Origin of the sequence: [Clostridium] symbiosum ATCC 14940 (assembly GCF_000466485.1) — a bacterium.
In the GTDB taxonomy this organism is placed as follows: domain Bacteria; phylum Bacillota; class Clostridia; order Lachnospirales; family Lachnospiraceae; genus Otoolea; species Otoolea symbiosa.
Map to the genome: position 1 here is coordinate 5363 of NZ_KE992915.1, position 12323 is coordinate 17685.

Annotated in this window: 15 protein-coding genes and 2 pseudogenes; 2 read left to right on the forward strand and 15 right to left on the reverse strand. The window is 48.6% G+C overall.

Annotated features, from left to right (window positions below; genetic code table 11):
• Positions 1-39: 39 nt before the first annotated feature.
• From CLOSYM_RS10975 to CLOSYM_RS24055, 11 genes and pseudogenes are all read right to left on the reverse strand, one after another.
• Positions 40-1335, reverse strand: coding sequence for a D-alanyl-D-alanine carboxypeptidase family protein (locus CLOSYM_RS10975; RefSeq protein WP_021642181.1), 1296 nt, complete (start codon positions 1333-1335; stop codon positions 40-42).
• Between the two features lie 49 nt (positions 1336-1384).
• The gene (locus tag CLOSYM_RS10980; protein WP_003499180.1) at positions 1385-3469 is read right to left on the reverse strand and encodes an aminopeptidase; all 2085 of its coding nucleotides are present in this window, start codon (positions 3467-3469) and stop codon (positions 1385-1387) included.
• Positions 3470-3471: 2 nt separating this feature from the next.
• Positions 3472-3798: a hypothetical protein gene (locus CLOSYM_RS10985; RefSeq protein WP_003499182.1), complete on the reverse strand. Its 327-nt coding sequence runs from the start codon at positions 3796-3798 to the stop codon at positions 3472-3474.
• Complete coding sequence (locus tag CLOSYM_RS10990) at positions 3779-4246, reverse strand: VanZ family protein (protein WP_044902368.1); 468 nt, start codon at positions 4244-4246, stop codon at positions 3779-3781. Before CLOSYM_RS10990 ends, CLOSYM_RS10985 begins: the two co-directional genes overlap by 20 nt.
• A gap of 275 nt (positions 4247-4521) precedes the next feature.
• Positions 4522-4692, reverse strand: a complete 171-nt coding sequence (locus tag CLOSYM_RS24255; RefSeq protein WP_334295703.1) for a DUF6783 domain-containing protein — start codon at positions 4690-4692, stop codon at positions 4522-4524.
• Between the two features lie 7 nt (positions 4693-4699).
• A complete protein-coding gene (locus tag CLOSYM_RS23030) occupies positions 4700-4849 on the reverse strand; it encodes a hypothetical protein (RefSeq protein WP_003499186.1) in 150 nt (49 codons plus the stop codon).
• A 97-nt stretch (positions 4850-4946) separates the two neighbouring features.
• Complete coding sequence (gene pyrE / locus CLOSYM_RS11000) at positions 4947-5621, reverse strand: orotate phosphoribosyltransferase (RefSeq protein ID WP_003499189.1); 675 nt, start codon at positions 5619-5621, stop codon at positions 4947-4949.
• 108 nt (positions 5622-5729) lie between these two features.
• Positions 5730-6632, reverse strand: coding sequence for a dihydroorotate dehydrogenase (locus tag CLOSYM_RS11005; protein WP_044902369.1), 903 nt, complete (start codon positions 6630-6632; stop codon positions 5730-5732).
• On the reverse strand, positions 6632-7396 hold the full coding sequence (locus CLOSYM_RS11010; RefSeq protein WP_003499200.1) for a dihydroorotate dehydrogenase electron transfer subunit: 765 nt from the start codon (positions 7394-7396) through the stop codon (positions 6632-6634). The genes CLOSYM_RS11005 and CLOSYM_RS11010 overlap by 1 nt, the downstream gene beginning before the upstream one ends.
• Positions 7397-7405: 9 nt before the next feature.
• On the reverse strand, positions 7406-8323 hold the full coding sequence (pyrF, locus tag CLOSYM_RS11015) for an orotidine-5'-phosphate decarboxylase (RefSeq protein ID WP_003499201.1): 918 nt from the start codon (positions 8321-8323) through the stop codon (positions 7406-7408).
• Between the two features lie 38 nt (positions 8324-8361).
• Positions 8362-8466: pseudogene (locus CLOSYM_RS24055) on the reverse strand (DUF6783 domain-containing protein); the annotation flags it as partial.
• Here CLOSYM_RS24055 and CLOSYM_RS24060 point away from each other — a divergent pair.
• Positions 8452-8664 (forward strand): annotated as a pseudogene (locus CLOSYM_RS24060) (DUF6783 domain-containing protein). The pseudogenes CLOSYM_RS24055 and CLOSYM_RS24060 overlap by 15 nt on opposite strands.
• 8 nt (positions 8665-8672) lie before the next feature.
• On the opposite strand, the gene CLOSYM_RS11020 reads toward CLOSYM_RS24060, so the two are convergent.
• Genes CLOSYM_RS11020 through CLOSYM_RS11030 form a run of 3 tightly spaced genes read right to left on the reverse strand, consistent with a single transcriptional unit; the run spans position 8673 to position 10513 of the window.
• A complete protein-coding gene (locus CLOSYM_RS11020; protein ID WP_003499203.1) occupies positions 8673-9434 on the reverse strand; it encodes a nitroreductase family protein in 762 nt (253 codons plus the stop codon).
• Between the two features lie 18 nt (positions 9435-9452).
• Positions 9453-10145 (reverse strand): LrgB family protein, encoded by a 693-nt coding sequence (locus CLOSYM_RS11025; RefSeq protein ID WP_003499205.1) that lies wholly within the window; start codon positions 10143-10145, stop codon positions 9453-9455.
• Positions 10142-10513 carry a CidA/LrgA family protein gene (locus tag CLOSYM_RS11030; protein ID WP_003499206.1) on the reverse strand — a complete coding sequence of 124 codons (372 nt, stop codon included), beginning with the start codon at positions 10511-10513 and terminating at the stop codon, positions 10142-10144. The genes CLOSYM_RS11025 and CLOSYM_RS11030 overlap by 4 nt, the downstream gene beginning before the upstream one ends.
• A gap of 168 nt (positions 10514-10681) precedes the next feature.
• Here CLOSYM_RS11030 and CLOSYM_RS11035 point away from each other — a divergent pair, with 168 nt between their 5' ends.
• The gene (locus CLOSYM_RS11035; RefSeq protein ID WP_009295957.1) at positions 10682-11458 is read left to right on the forward strand and encodes a GNAT family N-acetyltransferase; all 777 of its coding nucleotides are present in this window, start codon (positions 10682-10684) and stop codon (positions 11456-11458) included.
• Here CLOSYM_RS11035 and CLOSYM_RS11040 read toward each other — a convergent pair whose 3' ends face one another.
• The gene (locus CLOSYM_RS11040; RefSeq protein ID WP_003499211.1) at positions 11459-12172 is read right to left on the reverse strand and encodes a GTP pyrophosphokinase; all 714 of its coding nucleotides are present in this window, start codon (positions 12170-12172) and stop codon (positions 11459-11461) included.
• Positions 12173-12323: the final 151 nt, after the last annotated feature.

Genomic DNA, 12323 nt, shown 5'->3' on the forward strand with positions numbered 1-12323 from the left:
GATAACCTGCACGCTCCGCACACAGGTCACCGCCATCAATCAGAGCGTAATTTTGCCGATACACTTTTCGATACACCACTTCAAATCTATCTTTTCGGCCGTATCAGACGCGTAAATCGGATAGCTGGCGACCAGCTCATTTCCCACATAGTAAGAGGCGCTTCCTACAGGAGTCCCCGCCTTCACCGGGGCTTTCAGTTCCTTTGGATACTCATAGCGGATATCAGTAGTCTCATCCTCCCTCATCAGGACTTTCAGGGTCTGATCCTGTTCTCCCAGGCACAGGGACAGGGGGACCTCATCTTTTTTACCGTCTATAATCTTTAACGAGGGAAAGGTCTTATTCTTTTCAAATATTTCATAATAATCGTAACTGTCGAAGGCAAATCCTGCGATTTTTCGCATATCTTCCCATTTATATGTCTTATGGGGAGGCCAGCCGCAGCCCAGCAAAGCCACGGTAAACTCCTTGTCATCCTTTTTCAGCGCAGCCACATAACAGTAACCGGCGTTCCCGGTAAAACCCGTTTTTCCCGACAAAGCCTCCGGCATCATGGACAAGAGGGCATTGTGGTTTCCCAGGTAAAAGGAACGTTTCCCGCTTTCATCCGTGATAGTTCTGGACGCCGTTCTCGTGATTTCAAGAAATTCCCTGCTTTTTGGAGACTGTTCCACGCAGTAACGCATAATTCTCGCCAAATCGGCCGCCGTTGTTGAGTGTGGTTCTCCGTCTGCTTTTCGTGTACCGTCCAGGCCGTTGGGAGTCACGAAACATGTGTCGGTACATCCGATGTCCCTTGCCTTCTGGTTCATCATTTCCGCAAAACCCTCCACGGTCCCGCCGATATGTTCCGCCACAGCCACGGCCGAGTCATTGTGTGACTCCAGCATCAGGGAATACAGCAAATCCTGGAGCCGGTACTTTTCTCCGGCACGTATATTAAGCTGTACGTCCGGCATCGACGCTGCATAGGATGAGATCTCAACCATATCTTCCGGGTTTCCCTGCTCCAGCGCCAGAATGCATGTCATTATTTTTGTTGTGCTGGCCATGGGCCTTTTTATGGTTTCTTCCTTGCCATATAAAATACGCCCTGTGGATGCATCCATCAGAACCGCCGACTGGGCACACAGCTTCGGCCCGGCTATTTTCTCCCCTTCCGTATCCGGGGCGGGCTCCAGTCCGGCTTTTGTCACGGTTTCAGCCTGCTCTGCCGTATCGCTTCCATTCTCCGCCGCCAGGCAAAATACCGCCGTATCCGTTTCTGCTCCCACGGTCACAAGAAGCAGCCCCAGAATTACGGCGGCAGTGATTTTTCTTATTTTATCTCTCATCCCCGTTCTCCCAAAAATCTCCTCAGGAAAACTATATGCGGGGCAAAAATCAATTATTCAGGGAATCCAGCGGTTCATTGAGCTTTTCCGTTCCCGGCAGCACAAACCGGCCTCCGGCAATAATGGCGGTTTTGGTTCCGTCCTCATGGACTGCTTCAATGCGGTCCAGCTCTGAATACGGGATTGTAATATCCGTATGGCAGCTGAAATAAGCGGCACAAGGATCTTCGTTTCTGCGCACGGAAATCTCATTTTCTTTTGCAACAATCTCTTTGCCGTCCGGATTGAACATCGGACAGTCTTCCATCCAGCTATAGCATGTATCTCCCACGGCAAAATGAGGTCCCGTCTTTTCGGCAATCAGAATCGGGAACTTATCGAGAATCTGATATCTCTGCGCCACTTCATAGGCCGTCGTGTTGGTACCGATGGCAAATTCCCCCATCGGGAGACTGTCATGGTTCTTCATGATAATCTGTTTTACCAGCGCCCTGCCTTCCTTCTCATCCTCAAAGTTGGCACAGCCGTAATCCGCCACTCTTCCGTCTTTAAATTCCATATACAGATCTTTGAACTGGAAATCACCGATATAAACACTGCCGACAAAGAGAGTTCCCTCCGTACCGGAAAGTACCGGGGACGTGAATACCTCCCCTACCGGGATATTGACATCTGCCACACAGTTTTCGAAATTTGTCTCCTTAGCCGGGTTCTTCAGTCTGCGAAGCGCTACCTTTAGTTTTGTCCTGTTCTCCCCCATTCCGTAAACCATCACATGGTCCGCCTGATCGAGGGCATCGATAATACATTGCTGGATGTCCCTGTACAGCTCATAGTCCAGCGTATTGATACGTATCGTCTCCTCAAATATCTTTTCAAAATTATCACCTATTTCAGGCAGCGGGAATGCAATAATCGTAAAGCTCGTTTCCATTCCCGGTACATAGGCATCGGCAATCTGCATCGATTCGTTCGAATAGGAAAGCAGCAGTTTCTCCTGCTTTTCACTTAAGGCAAACGCCTCCTTTTTATTCTCAGGTGTGAATCCCTCTTCCCCAAAAGTCTCAAGGACTGCCGGTCCCGCATAAGCCTTTGCCAAAGTACGGCATTCCTCATACGCCACCTTAAGTACGGACAGCTTTCTCTCTTTGAAAGCCTTATCCATATAGATGGCATTGTCGTAACGGTGATCGTAATCATACTGCCTGTTGGCAGGCGTTCCATGATATCCGTTGGTCCGCGCCGCCGCCCGGTTCACGGTGCCGACAGCAGCCCTGCTGATCACAGGTTCCAGGCCAAGCTTTCTGAAGTTCTCCACCGCCATCCGTATCATCCGTTCAAATCCGATATGGTAACGGATCTGTACCGTTTTCTTGCTTTTATAACTGCGGCCGCTGGCGACAAAGCCTTTTCTGATGCCTTCCGTGTAGGTATCAGCCATTTTTCTGACCGTCTCCTCAGGGAGGGAATTTAAAAATGCGGCAATCTTTAGCTCCGAATCGGAAATATATTCTCCAAACCTGTAGAGATAGCGCAGGTCGGTGAGATCACTGTCCATAATAATGGACTTAGCAAAATCAAGTGACGGATCCAGCGTCTCCCGCACCCGGTAAGTCAGCATTACATCACAGTAATCGCTGACAAAATAGTACAGCACTTCTTTTACTTCCTTCAGTTCCGGTTCTTCCGACTCGAAAAGATTATAGACCTCAATCAGCACTTCCTCCAGTATCGTCATATCCGTCAGGCGGCTCTCGTAGGCATACACTATCATCCCCCTGATCTCTGTCAATAAAAAGGCGAGATACTGGCCGAAATCCCTGCCCAGAGCAGCGACTGCAAAAGCAGGATTACAGAAGCTTTCCTCATAGTTCCCAGGAAGCACATCCTCGTAGAGCTTTATATTCAGCTTCTTTGCTTCATCAAGGCTCAGTGCTTCAAGCTCTCCTCTCTCCTGCATCCCGTACACTTTCTCGGCCAGCATGATAAACTCCGCCGCCTTTCTGAAATAGCTTCGGTACGGCTCAGCCACGGTCTCTTCGGTCTTAAACTGACCGATTCTTTCAAGAGCAAGTTCATGGCGCTCTTTCACCGCCTCGTTTTCCTCTTTAAACATTTCCCAATACTTCATCATAATCACCTCTTAAATCCTATCAGTAATATTACAAAACATAAAATCACCATTGCTGCGGCGGTGACAGTCCCTGCTTTAGCCAGAATGTAATTCTTTTCCCGTTCCTTAAACGCCCGGTAACCGTAACGCAGGCCGGCTATTGAAAATAAAACACCGCAAAAGCAGGCTGCCACCGCCCCTAAAGGCGTATTTCCCTGGCTTCTGATACTGACTGCCATTCCGGCTATACAGAGTACCAGCCCTGCTGCCGCAGATATCACACACGGAAAACTGTTTTCCGCCATCGGCTTTTTAATATATGAAATCCTGTTATCTGTCTGACGCGCCACTTGCCATCCTCCTGACTCCTTTTGCCATGCAGACGCAGATATAGCCTGCAATTCCTCCCAATGTATTTAAAAACATGTCATCCACATCAAAACTTCCCACCTTGAATATGAGCTGGATTGTCTCGATTCCAAAGCTCATCAGAAAGCTTAAGAGAAAGGTATTATACCACTTTTTCCCTCTCCGGCTGATAATCGGCAGGATAAAGCCAAACGGCATGAAACAGATGACGTTTCCCACCGTATTCAGCAGAAAGGAACGCATCCCAAGAAGCTCCCTGTATTTGTAAAAACGTTTGATCTCCTTAAACAAAATGAGATTGTAGGCGTACTCTTCATGTCCCGAACGGCCGAAACCATCCGAAAAAAACATAAAATAAGTCAATACCACCAGATAACTGATGAAAAGAACCCAGCAAATCTTCTGGTGCATCCTGGTCTTTTTTATCATATTTTCCCCATCTATCAATAAACAGCCGTCCCGGAGGACAGCGCCCGAATTTTCCATTTGAAATTCCCCGCTGTTTTACGCTGCGGACGGTTTGATACATTTACCGCTGCGCAAAAAAGAATACTGCAAAGGCTCTGCTGTTCTTCGACAGGTTAATCCGTCTTACCAGAAGAAGCTGTTCCTCTGCAGTACCGTATATCCGGCGGCATATAATAAAGAAATACCGCCGTTTCTCATAAAGTGCCTGAGTAATAGCACTCGCTATTACTCAGTTATTAATGCAACGCTGTACTAGAGCGTGTCTGAAAATTGCTTTCTGTCAGCTGTGCGTCACACTTTGTGGGAGATTTGGCCCGAATGAAGGAGGCGTAGTGGGCTACGCTGACTGAATTTGGGCCAAATATGCCGCAAAGTGGGGCGTGCAGATGGCAGGAATGAATTTTCAAACAGGCTCTAGAATGTAATTTCCGATTTGCGCTTCAGCAGACAGGCTCCGCTGATAATCGCCAAAACGCCCGCGGCCACTCCGGCAGTAATAATCACGCTGCCGATTACAATGTTGATAACGCCTGCATTGCGCATTGTTTTATATACTTTCTCCATATCGGACACTCCTTATTTAAGATTCTGCACGCCGTACCGCCGCGAACATGCCATGAATCTTCTGCATACCGCACCGCCGGTCTGACTGCTTCCATTTTTATTTTGCCCCATACTGCCCGTAATAAGCATCGATTGCCGCTTTCAATGTATCGTCAATTACTATTTTACCCTGGCATTCCCTGTTATATAAGTGTTCAACCACATCGGCCATGGAAACGATGGCTGCAGTCGGAAAACCGTAAAGCTCCCTTACTTCTTCCAGTGCACTCTTCTCGCCCTTACCCCTCTCCATGCGGTTTAACGAAACCATCAGCCCTTTAATTTCCACATCGGCCTGGGCTTTGAGAATCGGAAATGTCTCCTCGATGGATTTTCCGGAAGTCGTTACATCCTCGATGATAACAACGCGGTCTCCGTCCTGTAACTTGCTGCCCAGAAGAATCCCGGTGTCTCCGTGATCCTTCGCCTCTTTCCTGTTGGAGCAGTAGCGGATGTCCTTTCCGTAAAGCTCGCTGATCGCCATAGTAGTAGCTACGGCAAGCGGAATTCCCTTATATGCCGGTCCGAAAAGCACGTCAAAATCAAGGCCGTAATTGTCATGGATGGCCTTTGCATAATACTCGCCCAGCCTGCGAAGCTGGGTTCCGGTCACATAAGCACCCGCGTTCATGAAGAAAGGGGACTTTCTTCCACTCTTCAACGTAAATTCTCCGAATTTGAGAACCTCGCTCTCTACCATGAATTCGATAAATTCCTGCTTGTACTGTTCCATACGTTTCTCCTTCTATCACTGCCGCAGAATCCCTTGCTCTTTGGTCGTTTTAATTTATTCTTCATTTTTATTATTCATTGTGCTGATGCACCGCTGCTTTGTATGTGCTTATCTGACCGCTCCGACCAGCTCGCTTATATCCTCCACATGGTACTTTGCCATATAGTCTTCAATCCCCTTCACGATCTCAACCGTAGCATACGGATTATGGAAATTGGCTGTACCAACCGATACCGCAGTCGCGCCTGCCAGGATAAATTCAATGGCATCATCCGCATTCATGATACCGCCCATTCCTATGATGGGAAGCTTCACGGCATTGGCTGCCTGATAGACCATCCTGACCGCCACCGGTTTGATTGCTGGGCCTGAGAGGCCGCCTGTCCTGTTGGCCACGGCAAAGGTCCGCTTATGGATATCTATCTTCATTCCTGTCAGCGTGTTAATCAGTGAGAGTACATCGGCCCCGCCCGCTTCCGCGGCCCTGGCCATAACGGTGATATCCGTCACATTCGGGCTGAGCTTCATGATAACCGGCTGTTTTGCATATTTTTTTACTTCGCGCGTAATTGCCTCCACGGCCTTCGGATCCTGGCCAAAGGCAATGCCGCCCTCTTTTACGTTGGGACATGAGATGTTAATCTCCAGCATGTCCACCGGCTCATCGGACAGTTTCTCTACCACATCAATATAATCCTCCGTGGTTTTTCCACAGACATTGACGATAATCTTTGTATCAAACTGCTTTAAGTAAGGGATATCTCTCTTCGCGAACACCTCATACCCCGGGTTCTGGAGGCCGATGGCGTTAATCATCCCCCCGTATGTCTCTGCAATTCTGGGTGTCGGATTCCCGGGCCATGGGATATTGGCCACTCCCTTGGTGACAACGGCTCCCAGCCTGTTCAAATCCACCATCTCACCGTATTCGGCGCCGGATCCGAAGGTGCCTGATGCAGTCATGACCGGATTCTTAAGCTCCACTCCGGCCAGATTTACTTTTGTATTCATCATAAATCCACCTCCTGGGCCAGAAATACGGGACCGTCTTTGCAGATCCGCTTATTATGGACATTGCTGTGGTGATCCACCTCGCTGCTTTGGCAGACGCAGGCAAGACATGCTCCAATCCCGCAGGCCATTTTTTCTTCCAGGGAAATATAACAGCGGATATTGTGTTCCATCGCATATTGTTTTAATGCCCGCAGCATCGGCGTCGGACCGCAGGCGTACATCACATCGGCCGTCAGGCCGTTCTCCCGGATAGCATCCAGGACATTGCCCTTTGTTCCCGCACTTCCGTCTTCCGTAGCCACAAATACCTCGCCGTACGCCTCAAACTCGTCTCTGAGGAAGAGATTCCCATCACGGTAACCGAGAATCATCTGCTTCTCACAATTCAGGTTCTTTGCAAGCTCCAGCATCGGCGGGATCCCGATTCCCCCGCCTATCAGGAAGACATTTTCGCCCTCCTGTGGAAAACCGTTTCCGAGAGGGCCCATGATATCGATGGGGTCCCCTGACTCAAATGAAGAAAATTCCTTTGTCCCTGCCCCTGCGATTCGATATACAATACGCAGTCTTCCTTCCTCCGGATCGGCCTCACAGATACTGATCGGCCTTGGGAGCAATCTGGAGCCGTCCTTGCTGTACACGGAAATAAACTGCCCCGGTTTCGCCTCTTTCGCCGTCTCTGTCGTGATCCACATACTGAAAATCTCAGGAGCCAGTTCTTCCTGACTGTATACAACTGCTGTTTCTTTCACCTGTGCCATAGGTTCCTCCTACAATACGCTGTTAATATCGGTAATCATGTCAATGACTGCCTGCCTGGATGCCTCACCAAAATGCTCTGCCCCGAATTTTACATAAGGCTCTTTCTTATATGCGGCAATGATTCCTCTGGAGGAATTGACTACTGCTCCCAGACCATCTTCATTAAAGCAATATTTTAAATCCTCAGCCGTTCCGCCCTGCGCTCCGTAGCCGGGCACCAGGAAATAAGTCTTTGGCATCAGCTTTCTGAGCACTCTGCTCATCTCAGGATAGGTTGCGCCCACAACGGCGCCCACGTTACTGTAGGCTCCATCCATGGAGGCTTCCCCCCATTCCACCACCTTTTCCGCTACCAGCTCATAAAGCGGTTTACCGTCAATCAGACGATCCTGGAATTCTCCGCTGGACGGGTTGGAGGTTTTAACCAGAACGAAAATACCTCTGTCATACTCATTGCATACATCCACAAACGGTTTTACCCCGTCGGTACCCAGATAAGGATTTACCGTAATATATTCCGTATCAAAACCTGCAAAAACATTACTTCCCACCTGCACCTTGCCGATATGGCCGGTTGCATAAGCAGTGGAAGTGGAGCCGATATCTCCGCGCTTAACATCGCCAATGACAATAAGGCCCTTCTGCTGGCAGTATTTAACCGTCTTGTCATAAGCCTTCAATCCTTCAATTCCAAACTGCTCATACATGGCGATCTGCGGTTTTACAGAAGGTATCAGATCCGCCGTCGCGTCTATAATCTCCTTATTAAACAGCCAGATGGCCTGCGCCGCCCCTTCAAGAGTCTCGCCGAACTCATCGTACGCTTTCTTCGTCACATGCTCCGGAATATAGCTCAGCATCGGATCCAGCCCCACACAAATCGGAGCCTTCGTCTTCTGTATTTTTTCAATTAATCTGCTAACCATTGTTTCCTCCTCAGGTTTTATCGTCCTTATAAAATCTGTTATTTTTTTCCTGGTGCGTATTTGAAAATTGCTTTCAGTAGCTGTGCGTCACACTTTGTAGGCGATTTGGCCCAAATGAAGGCGGCGTAGTGGGCTACGGCAACTGAATTGGGAACAAATATATCGCGAAGTGGGGCGTGCAGATTGCGGGAATGAATTTTCAAACGCGCTCTAACTGTAATCTTCCTTATTTTAACATAACTCCCACGCTGTTTCAAGGCAAAACCCTACGCATTCGCAGGGTCCCATACCTTCGCCGCCCCGTCCGCCGGCCGTACCGGCAGCGGGCCTCACCTGTTTAATTAAATCCTCAATGCAGAGACAGGGTCGCCACATAATCCCCATTTTTATAAACTTTGGCGGCAAACTGCTCCTCCGTCACCGTCTGAAGCTCCATCCATAGTTCCTCCGCCGCCAGCATAATATGAGAAAGCATGATACCGATACTGAAATCTTTCATCGCTTCCGATGCATTCAGTGGAAAGCGGCTCTTTTTCGCAAAGACATAGATCCTGTCCGAGTAAACGATAAACCTCCATGGCTGTGCATTAAAAGCCGAGGGCGCCAGGCGCGCCGCCTTTAACACCGTTTTAATCTGCTCGCCTGCCTCTTCCTTAAATACGCATAATTCATTCAGCGGCAGCCTCTTTGCAAGCGGACTTTCTCTGTAAAGCTTCCCCTCCGGCCAGCCAAAGGCGGCAATCATCACCAGGCGTTTCCCGTTTTTCACCGTCTGCTTTACACGGCTTCCGCCCAGATAGCAGGTGCCCAGTCCTTTCACCGTCATGTATAATATGAGCTGTTCCATGATATATCCGGCATTTCTCTCAAAGCCCTCTTCCGGCTCCGAATAGAACGCCAGATAATAAGGCGCGTCGGTCTTCCACAGACCTTTTACCTCCGCCTTCTTCTTCGTATTGTCCAGAATCTCCAGCTCTGTCCGAATCCTGTCATTCAGTCTGGAGGTTTTTTCAAAATATGCAAGGATTTGTGCCCTCAATCTCTCCGGCACTTCCCGATCCGAATATTTTCTGACGGAATGTCTGCTTCCGATCGCCTCGTACAGGTTCATCCTGGTATCCCCCTTTTTCTAGATAAGCCCTGACACAAGAGGTACCACAAGCACGGTTAGGAGTCCCGACACCGCAATGGCCAGGCTGCTCATGGCTCCCTCAATCTCTCCCAGTTCCAGTGCCCTGGCGGTTCCGATGGCATGGGCTGCTGTCCCAAGCGCCAGGCCTTTTGCCATAGGCTCTTCTATCTTTAATATTCCAAACAGCCAGTCGGCAATAATATTACCCAGAATTCCCGTAATAATTATGCTGACTACCGTAAGTGTCACAATACCGCCCGCTTCCTCGCTGACGCCCATCCCAATCGCAGTTGTTATGGACTTTGGAAGAAGAGTTACATAGTGGGCATGCTCAAGGCCGAATGCCTTTGACATAATAAAAATGCTGCCCGCGCTTCCGGCTACGCCTGCCAGAATCGCCGTTCCCACCGCCACCAGATTCTTCTTAAGAAGTTCCAGCTGCCTGTAAAGCGGAATCGCAAGACAGACCGTGGCCGGAGTCAGGAAATAACTCAAGAAACCGGCCCCTCTATTATATTCTTCATAGTTTATATGAAATGCCGATAAAAATGCAATAATCAAAATAATTGCCACCAGCAGCGGGTTCAGAATTGCAAGCCCCGTCTTCTTTCTAAGCCACAGGCCGAAAAGATAGGCTCCCACGCTTACCAGCATCCCAAAGTAAAGTGATGATCCGGCTAACTGGTTCATACTTCTTTCCCTCCCTTACGCTTCTTTGGTCCCCGGATAATATTCTGAGCCACTCTGCCAGTCACCGCCATGACAAAAACAGTGGAAACGACCGAAATTACCGTAAGCGGAACCAGGATGCTTTTCGCCTCATCCACGCTGTTCAGCAGGCCTACTCCTGCCGGTATAAACATAAGCGGCATCGTATCCAGGAAAAAATCGCCGACTTCCGACACATCCTCCACCTTCAAGGTCCCTGCGCACAGCAGAAGAAGAAGGATAAATAACCCGTAGACCCCGGCAGGCACGGGAAGCGGAAGCAGGTAGTTGAGAAATTCCCCTGCCATTGTAATGCCGAAAATAATTGCTACTTCTTTTAAGTATTTCATTCTGTCATATCTCCTCTCGTCTGAACGTTTTAATTCTAACACTCCATTTTTTATAGGACAATATGAAAAGTACAATAAAATCGTAGAAAAATCATTGAAAATTTTGCCTTTTATGTACTATACTTAATAAAACGAAGCAGCAGCGCAAATAATAACAGGAGCCATCATATGCAGATTATTAAAAACAGCCGCCTGACCGGAAGGCAAATATCGGACATCGACCATCTTATACAGGAATGCAGGGCATTTTCCCCCATACGGTTAAGCTTTCCGTTTGAGGAAGGCTCCGTTTTCTATCTCGCTTATGAAAGAAAAGACGGCGCTGATATGCTGGTCAGCGTCCTGGCGCTTATTATACCCAATATGGACGATTCTGATGAAACTTTCGAATGTCTGGCCTTTACCCGTCCGTCTTGCAGGCGGAAAGGTTACTTTTCTGCGCTTTTTGAGGCCGCTGAGGAGCTGTTTGAAGATGCCAATCTCCTGATCCCCTGTGACGGACAGGATGAGGCTGTCCTTCCGGTCCTTCATTCACTGGGGGCGGAATTAGATTCCTGCGAGTATAAAATGGAACGTTCCCTGACTGAAAATGATCTTCCCGATATGTCAGCCGCAGGCGCACGCCTGTCCTGTCAAACCAGTCTGGACAGCGACGGTTCCACCGTCTATTCTTTCTGCCTTTCCCAAGAGAATTCCCGGCCCGCAGCAGTCTGCAGGACGGTCTCTTTCGGCAGCAAAATCTGCTTCTATGGTTTTCTGGTTGAAGAAACTCTCCGCGGTCAGGGGTTCGGCGAGGAAGCTCTCTTAACTGTGCTGCATTCTCTGCGGAACCGGAATGCGTCTTCCCTCTTTCTTCATGTCTCCGGCGAAAACCCGGCGGCCGTAAATCTTTACAAAAAGACAGGATTCCGAATTACCGAAACCCTGTCCTATTATCTCTACTGATTATCTCTGGACGATGATTCCCTTTTCCTCGATTCTCTGCCTGACTTCCAGCATCTTCCAGTCTGTCTCGGCAATAATCTCGGCGCAGTTTCTAAGCTCCTGCCCAATCTCGGCGGCATCTTCGTCTTCCAGATCTTTTTTATATTTAAGCTGGTGATCCAGACTGGCCCAGAAATCCATGGCAATCGTCCTGATCTGCACCTCCACTCTTATCTGCTTCTTACTGTCGGAAAAATATACGGGAACTTCAATTATCATATGGTAGCTTCTGTACCCATTCTCCTTGGGACAGCGGATGTAATCCTTGATAGCTATCACCTTGACATCATCCTGGCGCGCCAGCATCTTGCTGATCTCGTAAATATCATCAATAAATGAGCAGATAACGCGGATTCCTGCAATATCATCCAGATTCTGCATCATAGACTCCACAGTAACGGGAAGGTCTCTTCTCTGTAACTTTTCAACTATACTGAGCGGTCTCTTGATACGTGATTTAATCATCTCTATCGGATTTCGGGAATTTCGGACGGAAAGCTCGTCATTAAGTACTTCCAGCTTTGTCTTCACTTCCCGGATCGCACAGGTGTACTGCATCATGCACTCCTGGAATTGCTTTGCCATTCCAATCAGCGTGTCCGGAACTTCAAATTCTTTCGGTGCGTTTACAGCAAACTGGGTCAGTTCACTGTTTGGATTCAGGTTAATATTCATTGTCAACACCCCATCAATTTTTCTTGGCCGTAACCCATTTTCATTATACATGAAAGCAAGGGCAGAAACAATGAAAGAATCCTTAAATTTTCGTAAACCAAAACCGTAACAGTAAACTGGAGATTTAGTTAAGCAGGTGAGGACGCCGCCG

Excerpts from the sequence above, each read along its gene's own strand:
- CLOSYM_RS10990 (WP_044902368.1), bottom strand. The coding sequence starts at position 4,246 with ATGATAAAAAAGACCAGGATGCACCAGAAGATTTGCTGGGTTCTTTTC.
- CLOSYM_RS11040 (WP_003499211.1), bottom strand. The coding sequence starts at position 12,172 with ATGAATATTAACCTGAATCCAAACAGTGAACTGACCCAGTTTGCTGTA.
- CLOSYM_RS23030 (WP_003499186.1), bottom strand. The coding sequence starts at position 4,849 with ATGGAGAAAGTATATAAAACAATGCGCAATGCAGGCGTTATCAACATT.
- pyrE (WP_003499189.1), bottom strand. The coding sequence starts at position 5,621 with ATGGAACAGTACAAGCAGGAATTTATCGAATTCATGGTAGAGAGCGAG.
- CLOSYM_RS11025 (WP_003499205.1), bottom strand. The coding sequence starts at position 10,145 with ATGAACCAGTTAGCCGGATCATCACTTTACTTTGGGATGCTGGTAAGC.
- CLOSYM_RS11010 (WP_003499200.1), bottom strand. The coding sequence starts at position 7,396 with ATGGCACAGGTGAAAGAAACAGCAGTTGTATACAGTCAGGAAGAACTG.
- pyrF (WP_003499201.1), bottom strand. The coding sequence starts at position 8,323 with ATGGTTAGCAGATTAATTGAAAAAATACAGAAGACGAAGGCTCCGATT.
- CLOSYM_RS11035 (WP_009295957.1), top strand. The coding sequence starts at position 10,682 with ATGCAGATTATTAAAAACAGCCGCCTGACCGGAAGGCAAATATCGGAC.
- CLOSYM_RS10975 (WP_021642181.1), bottom strand. The coding sequence starts at position 1,335 with ATGAGAGATAAAATAAGAAAAATCACTGCCGCCGTAATTCTGGGGCTG.
- CLOSYM_RS11020 (WP_003499203.1), bottom strand. The coding sequence starts at position 9,434 with ATGAACCTGTACGAGGCGATCGGAAGCAGACATTCCGTCAGAAAATAT.
- CLOSYM_RS10980 (WP_003499180.1), bottom strand. The coding sequence starts at position 3,469 with ATGATGAAGTATTGGGAAATGTTTAAAGAGGAAAACGAGGCGGTGAAA.
- CLOSYM_RS11005 (WP_044902369.1), bottom strand. The coding sequence starts at position 6,632 with ATGAATACAAAAGTAAATCTGGCCGGAGTGGAGCTTAAGAATCCGGTC.
- CLOSYM_RS11030 (WP_003499206.1), bottom strand. The coding sequence starts at position 10,513 with ATGAAATACTTAAAAGAAGTAGCAATTATTTTCGGCATTACAATGGCA.